At 72.7% G+C, this 9,896-nt stretch carries 7 protein-coding genes; 3 read left to right on the top strand and 4 right to left on the bottom strand.

From position 1 onward, the window contains the following. Positions 1-57: 57 nt before the first annotated feature. Complete coding sequence (locus ACPA54_RS38465) at positions 58-795, bottom strand: DUF5701 family protein (protein ID WP_423537132.1); 738 nt, start codon at positions 793-795, stop codon at positions 58-60. Between the two features lie 396 nt (positions 796-1,191). Between ACPA54_RS38465 and ACPA54_RS38460 the strand changes: the two genes are divergently transcribed. Further along, entirely contained in the window at positions 1,192-1,833 is a 642-nt protein-coding gene (locus tag ACPA54_RS38460; protein ID WP_423537130.1) for a TetR/AcrR family transcriptional regulator, read from the top strand. A gap of 154 nt (positions 1,834-1,987) precedes the next feature. Here ACPA54_RS38460 and serB read toward each other — a convergent pair whose 3' ends face one another. Further along, complete coding sequence (gene serB / locus ACPA54_RS38455; protein WP_423537129.1) at positions 1,988-3,193, bottom strand: phosphoserine phosphatase SerB; 1,206 nt, start codon at positions 3,191-3,193, stop codon at positions 1,988-1,990. Between the two features lie 89 nt (positions 3,194-3,282). Next, positions 3,283-4,905: a streptophobe family protein gene (locus ACPA54_RS38450; protein WP_423537127.1), complete on the bottom strand. Its 1,623-nt coding sequence runs from the start codon at positions 4,903-4,905 to the stop codon at positions 3,283-3,285. Between the two features lie 557 nt (positions 4,906-5,462). On the opposite strand from ACPA54_RS38450, the gene ACPA54_RS38445 reads away from it, so the two are divergent. Then, on the top strand, positions 5,463-8,054 hold the full coding sequence (locus ACPA54_RS38445) for an FHA domain-containing protein (protein ID WP_423537125.1): 2,592 nt from the start codon (positions 5,463-5,465) through the stop codon (positions 8,052-8,054). A 119-nt stretch (positions 8,055-8,173) separates the two neighbouring features. On the opposite strand, the gene ACPA54_RS38440 is transcribed toward ACPA54_RS38445, so the two are convergent. Beyond that, positions 8,174-8,971, bottom strand: a complete 798-nt coding sequence (locus ACPA54_RS38440) for an ABC transporter ATP-binding protein (RefSeq protein WP_423537123.1) — start codon at positions 8,969-8,971, stop codon at positions 8,174-8,176. 100 nt (positions 8,972-9,071) lie between these two features. Here ACPA54_RS38440 and ACPA54_RS38435 point away from each other — a divergent pair, with 100 nt between their 5' ends. Then, positions 9,072-9,857 (top strand): hypothetical protein, encoded by a 786-nt coding sequence (locus ACPA54_RS38435; protein WP_423537121.1) that lies wholly within the window; start codon positions 9,072-9,074, stop codon positions 9,855-9,857. Positions 9,858-9,896 lie beyond the last annotated feature (39 nt).

The raw sequence follows: 9,896 nt of genomic DNA, 5'->3' as shown, positions 1-9,896 counted from the left end.
GGGCGCGCGCGGGGTGCCCCCCCCCCCCGGCGGCGGTGGGGGGTCTCGGGCGAACCGTCAGGCGCCCGCGCGGCCGCCCGCCGAGGCCACGCCCAGCCAGGTGTGCGGGTTTCCGGTCCAGCACCAGCCCAGCTTGGGCTTGTTGTCGCTGCGCCACAGGGCCGGCAAACGCCGGTCGCCGGAGCGCGAGGCGCCGAGGGAGAAGCACTTGTTCTTCGCGAGCGCGGCCGGCTGCTGCGTCACGAAGGCGATGCCTTCCTCGATGGTCAGGAGCGTGCGCCCCCGGGCGGCGATGGCGGCCATCGCGTCGTTGGGGATCGCCCCGCAGAACTCCTCGCCGCGATCCACGTCCACGAGCAAGTAGACCTTCTCGCCGGGGATTTCCACGTCCTCGACGGTGACGAAGCGCTCCAGCGCCCCCGGTTCGTAGCTGTGGTCGACGAACCCGGGCTTCTTCTTGCCCTCCAGCGTGGTCAGCGGCATCGTCTCCTCGATCGGGACGAGTGCGCGGGTGACCACGAGCAGGAACGGCAGCCGGCCTTCCGCGGGCGCCGCGCCCCCGTGCGCCACCGCGGCCTTGCGGAGCGGGGCGACGAGGGCGGCGAACGCGTCGTCGGACAGGCCCGCGAGCCCGGGGTAGCCGAGCGCGGTCAAGGTGCCGACCTGGCGGTCGAATTCGGCCGCGGCGTCGAAGGGCTGCGCCTCGGACTGCGCCTCGGACTGCGCCTCGGACTGCGCCTCGGACTGCGTTTCGGGGCGGGGCTGGGGCTTGGTCCGAGTCTGCGTGCTGGTCATGCGTGGCCTCCCGGGGATGTCGTCGTGCGGTGGGGTTCGGGCGGGTGCGGTCCGACGGCGGGCGGTTGCCCGGTCAGCCGCGGCGGCCGCGTCCGAGGAATTGCGGACGGGGCGCTGTGTGCCGAACCGCTGCGGGCGGGGTGGCGGCGGACCGGTACGCGAGCACCGGACGCGCCGCCTTGGTGGTGGCCTTGGGTGCGGCGGCGGTGGTGACCGGCAGTGCCGCGGTGGCCGGAACGGTGAGGCCGGGTGTGATGCGCAGGTTCAGAACGTCTCCTCGACGTGATGGTCAGGGCTGCTGCCGCCGGGGCGTGCCGCGGCGGCAAGGACAAACTTAGGTCGGTCATAAAAATATGTCAAGCACAAACTTGGGTCGGGGTATGACATGATCGATGTATGACGACGACACAGGCGGTGACGGGCGGCCTTCGCGAGCTGAAGAAGCAGCAGACCCGCCAGGCGATCTCCGACCACGCCACGCGGCTGTTCATCGAGCGGGGCTTCGACAAGGTGACGATCGCCGACGTCGCCGCCGCGGCGCAGGTCGCCAAGATGACCGTCACGAACTACTTCCCACGCAAGGAAGACCTCGCGCTCGACCACCAGGACGAGTTCGTCGCGAGCCTGGCGCGGACGGTCGCCGCGCGGCCGGCGGGCGAGTCGGCGTTCGGCGCGCTGCGCGCCGCCTACCGGGGCGCGATCGCGCGGCAGGATCCGGTGCTCGGGTTCTCCGGGCCGACGTTCGCCCGGATGATCGCCGACAGTCCCGCGCTCACCGCGCGGCTGCGCGACTTCCACGACCTGCGCGAGCAGGCGCTGGCGGGGGAACTGGCCCGGGAGACCGGCGACGTGGTGCGCGCCCGGGTGGCCGCGGCGCTGCTGGCCGCGGTGCACCGGACGCTGTTCGAGGAGACGCTGCGGCGCACCCTCGACGGCCAGACGAACCCGGAGATCGCCGCGGCGCTCGCGGTATCGACGGAGGAAGCGTTCGCGGTGCTGGAGCCCGCGCTGAGGGACTACGCGGTGCGAGAGGTGTGAGGCGCAAATGCCGGTGTGATGAACGGCGGGGGGAGGCCCCCTGATGGGACCGGTTTAGCGCATGCGGGGGTGTGGGGTGGTGGCGACTGGTGCGGGCTGTGGGTGAGTCGGTGGCCTACGGGAGGCTCTTGCCCGACGCGGGCCCGTGCCGACGTCAGCTCTGCTTCGCGGCCTTCGGGTCCGCCGCGTCCGCCGCTTCGACTTCCTCGCGGGTCAGGCCCAGCAGGAACAGCACGGTGTCGAGGAACGGCACGTTCACCGCGGTGTCCGCGGCCTCGCGTACCACCGGCTTCGCATTGAACGCGACACCCAGGCCCGCGGTGTTGAGCATGTCGAGGTCGTTCGCCCCGTCGCCGATCGCGACCGTCGCGGACAGCGGGACGCCCGCCTCCGCCGCGAAGCGCTCCAGCATGCGCGCCTTGCCCGGCCGGTCGACGATCTCGCCGACGACCTTGCCGGTCAGTTTGCCGTCCACCACCTCGAGGGTGTTCGCGGCCGAGTAGTCCAGCCCGAGGCGCTCCACCAGCACGTCGGTCACCTGCGTGAACCCGCCGGACACGATCCCGACCTGGTAGCCCAGGCGCTTCAGCGTGCGCACGAGCGTCCGCGCGCCCGGCGTCAGCTCGACCTTCTCCCGGACCGCGTCGATCGCCGCCGCGTCCAGCCCGGCCAGCAGCGCCACCCGCGCCCGCAGCGACTCCGCGAAGTCCAGCTCGCCGCGCATCGCCGCGGCCGTCACGTCCGCGACCTCGTCCAGACAGCCCGCGTGCTCCGCGAGCAGCTCGATGACCTCGCCCTGGATCAGCGTCGAATCGACGTCCATCACCACGAGACGCTTCGAACGGCGCAGCAATCCGGACGGCTGGACCGCGATGTCGACGCGCTGCGCCGCCGCCTCGCCCGCCAGCTCGCCGCGCAGCTTGTCGGTCTCCACGCCGGACACCTGCAGCTCGATCGCCGTCACCGGGTACTTCGCAAGCCGGAAGATCCGGTCGATGTTGGCACCGGTCGCCGCGATACGGCCCGCTATGGCCGACACCGCCGACGCCGCCAGCGGATGCCCCAGCACCGTCACGTGCGAGCGGCCTTCGCCGCGGGGCCGGTTGTCGCCGCTGCCGCTGATGATCTCTATGTCGAGCCGCTCGCCGTCGGCCCACCGGTGCAGCCGCGCCCGCAGGTCGCCGTCCTCGCGCGGCGCCGGGACCAGCACGCACAGCGTGAGGCGCCCGCGGGTCACGGTCTGCTCGATGTCTATGACGTCGAGTCCGTACTCCCCGAGCACGTCGAACAACGACGACGTGATGCCGGGGTGGTCCTTGCCGAAGATCTTGACCAGGAGGGTGCGGGGCGCGGCGTCCATGATTGATCACGGTACCCGCCTGCCCGGGCGGGTCGCCGCGCGGTCCCGAGGTGTGGACAGCGGCGTGGACGGTGCCGTGCCGCCGTCCCTCAGCGGCGCGGGCCGCCCGGGTCGTACGGGCCGCCGGGCCCTCGCGTTGGCCCGTCCGGGGGAGTGCCGCGGTTGGGCGGCCCCGGATACGGCCCCGCGGGCGGTGGTCCGCCGCCGGGTCCGTAGGGGCTGTACGGGCCGTACGGCGACCCCGGCCCGGCCGTTCCGCCCCCGGGCGGCGGCCCCGAACCGTACGGCGACCCGGGCCCGCCGCCCGGCGGACGGGCTCCGCCCGGCCCCGACGGATACGACCCGCCGCCCGCCGGATACGCCGCGGGCGCCCCGCCCACCGGTCCCTGCCGCACGATGTGCCGCACCGGCCCCGCCATGGCCTTGCGGTCCCCGCGCACCGCGCGGATCCACGCCGCCAGCGCCCCGCCGAGGAAGCCCGCGCAGGCGCCCCACAGCGCGCCCAGCCCGGCCGTCATCAGGTAGTCGGCGTGCAGGCTCACCTCGCCGCCCGGCGCGGCCGCGCCGCCGAGGATCTCGACGGCGACCTTGAGGTGGATCTGCGCGATGAGCGCGGCGACCACGGCGGTCACCGCGAACGTCACCGCGAACCGCCACGCGTGCTGGTGGAGCTTCACCGTCGCGGGTGCCCGCAGCGCCATGACCGTGCCGCCGAACAGCAGCAGGAGGCCGGACACGACCGGCACCCACCACGCGCGGCTGTCGAGTTCCGCGAGCCTGCTCACCGTGATCGGCATGCCCTGGCTGCCCGACTCGTTCAGCAGCTTCCCGAGCGGACCCGGCAAGCCGAAGCTGAAGTCGCCGCCGCCGCTGGACTTCCACTCCACGCCCATACCGAGCGTCACCAGCAGCCACATCACGTTGGGCAGCGCCAGCAGCATGCCGCCGATCATGCGCTTGGGTCCCGGGGCGGCCGCCGCCACGAACGGCGTGCCCAGCAGGCCGAGCACCACCGCGCCGAAGAACACGGCCATGACGCCCGCGACCGGCGGCCGCAGGACCGCGCGGTAGCGCAGCCACACCCGCGGCAGCGGCCCCCGCTCGCTCACGCCGAGCGCGACCACCATCGCGAGGAGCATCCACACGAAGCCGAAGCCGAGCGTCGAGGGCACGTCCGTGGTGAACTTGGCCGCCGCGCCCAGGTTGAAGATGCCCATCAGCTCGGACGCGTCCACGTTCGGCACCAGGTCGCCGATCGGCAGCGTGTGGCTGCCCAGCGACGCGCAGACGCCCAGGGCCGCCGCGGTGAACACCGCGATCCGCGCCATGTGTGCGAGGAGTTCGTCGAATCCGATGACCAGCCGGTAGCGCAGCGGGCGCAGGAACAGCCAGCCGAGGACCACCGCCCCGACGAGGCCGACGCCGTACAGCAGCACGTCGACGTGGCCGGTGCCCTGCGCGAGCGCCAAGTCGTCCGGCAGCAGGCCGCCGAGGATCCCGCCGCCGCCGTCGGCGTTCTCCGCGCCCTTCAAGTCCACGCGCCCGCCGACGCCGAGCGAGATCGTCGCGGCGACCAGCGACGGCATCGTGCCGCCGCCCAAGTCGCCCGCGCCCAGCAGCCACAGCGCCAGCCATGCGGTGAACGCCATCGCGGTGAACGAGGCGACCACCGCGACCAGCGCGTGCAGCCACGCCTCCGCCCCGCCGAACAACCGGGCCGCGGAGGACGGCGCAGGACCCGACGAGCCCGGTCCGGGGCGCCCCGGAGGCGGTCCCGGAGGCGGCGGCTGCCCGCCGCCGGGCGGCTGATGCGGAGGCGGGCCGGGCGGCCGATTCCCGGGCCGCTGCGGAGGATTGGTCCAGGACACGCCCGCTCCCTGCGCACGAATTGACGAGGGAACAGCAGCAGCACCCCGCCCCCATCGGACAGGAACGACTATCGGACCCGCGTGCAAGGGACGTCAACGGAATCGCCGAGACGGGTGACGGGCTGTTACGCACGCGGCTCACCAGCGCAAGAACCGCGGTGCGCAGGAATCTCCGTACGCGTCCGAACGGTTGCCCGGATCGGGCGGCAAGTTCCGGTCGCCACCATTCCTCCGCGCTTTTCCCGCCGCCTCGGACCGCGGACGGACAGCAATTGTCCGGCATTTGTCCGTCCCGTCACTTACGGCGACCGGTTGGAGGCTCCCGCCGGGTACACCGATCCGGGTGGAAGCCTCGGCGAAGAGGTGCCGAGCAGCCCCCGAGGTCCCTAAACTCGCTGGACATGGGGGGCAGGTATGCATCCGAAGACCCGGCCGTGCCGCGACTGAACGCGAGCACCGATGCCGGGCAGCCCGTCGTGCTCGAACCCGGGCGCGACTACATCGTGGGCCGTGACCCGCAGTCGTGCGACGTCGTGGTCGACGACCGGCGCGTGTCGCGCCGGCACGCCGTGCTGCGCGTCGCCGCCGACGGCTGGGAACTCGTCGACACCGGCAGCGTCAACGGCACCTATGTGCGTGCCCAGCGCGTCAACCGGGTCGTGGTGGCCGGCGGTGTCGAGGTCCTCCTCGGCGACCCCGACGACGGCGGCCGGCTCCGGCTGAGCCCGGTCGTCGAAGCAACCGAACTCGTGCCCCCGCGCCGCGAATCGCCGAGCCCGCGGCCGCAGCCCGAAGAGCCCGCGACACCGCGGGACCCGCAGCCCCCGCACGGCCGCGACGGCGCGCAGGCGCCCGTCACACCGCGTATCCCCGACGCCCCGGGCGGCATGCCGCCCGTCGGCGGCCCGAGGACACCGGTCGGCGGCGGCAGCACCCCGCCTGCCGGACCCGCGCCGTGGGAGAACATGGCGCCCGGCCCGTTCGCCGACCAGCGGCCCAGCGTCGACCGGCGGCCCAGCGTCGTCATGCGGATCCCCGTCAAGACGCTGCGCATCGGCCGCGCGCTCGACAACGACCTGGTGCTCACCGACCTCATGGTCTCCCGGCACCACGCCGAACTCCGCACCACGCCCGGCGGCCGCCACGAGATCGCCGACCTCGGCAGCCACAACGGCACGTTCGTCAACGGCGTGCCCGTCGAACAGCAGATCCTCGGCCCGAACGACATCGTCGGCATCGGCCACGCCACCTTCCGCCTCGACGGCAACGAACTCCGCGAGTTCATCGACACCGGCGAGGTCTCCCTCCAGATCCAGGGCCTGGAAGTCAAAGCCGGCGACAAGACCCTGCTCCACAAGGTGTCGTTGCCGGTCGGCGAACGCACCCTCCTCGCGGTCGTCGGCACGTCCGGCGCGGGCAAGTCGACGCTGCTCAAGGCCCTCACCGGCTCGATCCCGGTGAGCAGCGGCAACGTCCTCTACGACGGCCGCGACATGTTCCAGCAGTTCGCCGAACTCCGGCAGCGCATCGGCCTCGTGCCGCAGGACGACATCCTGCACAAACAGCTGACGGTGCGTCAGGCCCTGCGCTATGCCGCCCGGCTGCGCTTCCCCGAGGACACCGAACGGGCCGAGCGCGACCGCCGCGTCGACGAGGTCATCGCCGACCTCGGCCTCACCGAACGCGCCGAACTCCCGATCCACAAGCTCTCCGGCGGCCAGCGCAAGCGCGTCAGCGTGGCCGTCGAGCTGCTCACCAAGCCGTCGCTGCTGTACTTGGACGAGCCCACATCCGGCCTGGACGTCGGCTCGGCCGGCGACCTCATGGACAACCTGCGCAATCTGGCCGACGACGGCCGCACCGTCATCACGGTTCTGCACGATCTGGACAGTGCGGAAGTCTGCGACCGGCTCCTCGTCCTGGTGACCGGCGGCTACGTCGCCTACTACGGCCCGCCCGGCGAAGCCCTCGCCTACTTCGGCAAGGAGAACTGGCGCGCGGCCTTCCAGATGCTCAACAACGAGCGCGGCGAGATCCTCGCCGAACGCTTCCGCGCCTCCGAACCGCACGCGCGCTACGTCGAATCCGGGCTCAACCCGGCCGGCGGCACCGCGCCGCAGCCGCAAGCCGACCGCCCACAGGTCAAACCGCCCAAGCCGCAGAGCTGGGGCTCGCAACTCTTCACGCTGTCGCGCCGCTACCTGTCGGTCATCGCCTCCGACCGCAAGTACCTCGCGCTGCTGATGGCCGCCCCGATCTTCCTCGGCGCCCTCTGCCGGTTCATCCCCGGCGAGCTGGTCACCGACGAACAGGGCAGCAACCCCGACGTCCTCACCAAACTCCTCGTCCTCTTCGTCATCAGCGGACTCATGGGCTCGGCGACCGCCGTCAACGAACTCATCAAAGAACGCGCCATCTACCTGCGGGAGAGAAGCGCCGGCCTGTCGGTATCGGCGTATTTGTGCTCGAAGCTGCTGGTACTCGGAGCGATCGCCGCCCTGCAAGGCGCCGCCCTCACCGCGGTCGCCCTCGCGGGCAAGAAACTCCCCGCCAAGGGCGTCGTCATGCCGCCCATGGTGGAGATCGGCATCGCCGTCATCCTGTCCGCGGTCGCCGCCATGGCACTCGGCCTGGTCATCTCGGCACTCGTGTCGACCCCCGAACTCACCATGCCGCTGCTCGTCGTCGTGGCGATCATCCAGGTCGTGCTGTGCGGCGCGCTCTTCCCGCTCAACGGCGCACCCGTCATCGAGCAGGTCTCCTGGCTCGCCCCGGCCCGCTGGGCCTTCTCCGCGGCCGCGGGCACCGTCGACGCGATCTTCCAGGCACCCATGAAGAACGGCTCCAAGGGTCCCGATCCGCGCTGGAAGCACGAAGCGTCGGTCTGGTACACGAACATCGCGATACTTGGCGTCCAGATCGTCGTCTACGCCGGCCTCGCCATGGCCATGCTGCGCCGCCTCGACCCGAAGGTCGGCCGCAAGAGCAAGTAGCCGCCCGGTACCCGACACACGACACACACCACCGCGTCACACACCACACAGCACACGACAAGAACGAGGGCGGGCGGCGCATCCTCTGCGCCGCCCGCCCTCGTCGTCGTCCGATCCGCTCAGCCCTGCTGCAGCGGCAGGCCCCGGGCCGTCCAGCGCTCGTCCTTGTACTGGACCAGCAGCGGCAGCCCGAAGCACAGCGACAGGTTGCGCGAGGTCAGCGTGTCCGCGATCGGCCCGGCCGCGAGAACCTGGCCCTGGCGCAGCATCAGCACGTGGGTGAAGCCGACCGGGATCTCCTCGACGTGGTGGCTGACCATCACCATTGCCGGGGCGAGCGGGTCGGACGCCAGGCGTCCGAGACGGCGCACCAGGTCCTCCCGGCCGCCGAGGTCGAGGCCGGCGGCGGGCTCGTCGAGCAGCAGGAGCTCCGGGTCGGTCATGAGCGAGCGGGCGATCTGCACGCGCTTGCGCTCGCCTTCGGACAGCGTGCCGAAGCGGCGCTCCGCGTAGGACGCCATGCCGAGCTGGTCGAGGAGGAAAAGCGCACGGTCCTCGTCGGACTCGTCGTACTGCTCGCGCCACGTCGCGGTCATGCCGTACGCGGCGGTCAGCACGATGTCGACGACCTTCTCGCGACGCGGCAGCCGGTCGGCGAGCGCCGCCGACGCCATGCCGACCCGGGGCCGCAGCTCGAACACGTCGACGCCGCCGAGCTTCTCGCCCAGCACCGCGGCGGTGCCCGAGGTCGGGAACAGGTACGTGGAGGCGATCTGCAGCAGGGTGGTCTTGCCCGCTCCGTTGGGACCGACGACCACCCAGCGTTCGCCTTCGGCGACCGCCCAGGTCACCTGCTCGACCAGGTGGCGGCCACCGCGGACCACCGATACGTCCACCAGCTCCAGTACGTCACTCATGCCCGTGCCAGCTCCCCATCGCGTTGCCCATGCGGTGCGCGGTCGACTCACCCACTCGTGGAGAAAACCTACGGCACCTGGACCCCTTAGTCTCAACCGCATGCTTGATGTCCCGCGCTCCGGCGCACTCGTCGCCTGGGGTAACGCTCTGCTCTCCGGACGTGTCGGCCCCGACGAAGCGGTGGCCCGGATCACCCACGGAGACGAGCCCCACCGAGTGGCGGGCCTGCCCGGAGAGTCCGGCGAGGTCGGGCTGAGCCTGGCCCTCGGGCGGCTGCGCGCCCTCGGGGTGACCGGTCTGCGGCTGTCCCTTCCGGTCCCCGGCGACCCGCTGGGCCTGCCGGGCCCGCCCGCGTTCAACGACGCCGCCCTGGACGCCGGGGAAGCGGCGGTGACCGTGGGGCCGCACGGCCACCAGTGGGGGCTGGTGCCCGAGGGGCTCGTCTACGGGCCGGAGGGCGACCAGGCGACCCGCGTGGTGTGGCGGGTGTACGAGGCCGCCGACCGGCCGCCCGCGGGCCCGTTCCTGGCCGAGGCCGACCGTGAGCTGGCCGGGGCGCTGCGCGACGCGACGCAGGCGCTGATGCGCCTCGACGTCGCGGGCACCGGCGCCCGCGCGAACACGGTGGCGGCGGTGCTGCGCGGCGGCCGGGACGACGAGGAATCGCCGCTGGCCCCCGGCTATCCGGCGCGCGCGGTGCGGGTGGTCGAACAGGCCCGCCGGGTCGCGTCGATACTCGCGCTCGCGTCCGGCGACCACGGCGCGGCCGTCAACGCCTTCGAAATGGCGGCGCGGGCGGACTCGTTCGCCCCGCTCGAACGCGCGTGCCGCCGCGCGCTGGTGGCGGCCTTCGGCGCCGCCCTGGAGCCGTCCGCGGCGGACTGACGCACCGTCGGATCCGCCGGTTTCCCGCCGAACAGCCCG

The organism is Uniformispora flossi (assembly GCF_049534875.1).
GTDB lineage: Bacteria > Actinomycetota > Actinomycetes > Streptomycetales > Streptomycetaceae > Yinghuangia > Yinghuangia aomiensis.
The sequence above is the reverse complement of the archived record's forward strand: the minus strand, read 5'-3'. Positions and strand labels throughout refer to the sequence as shown.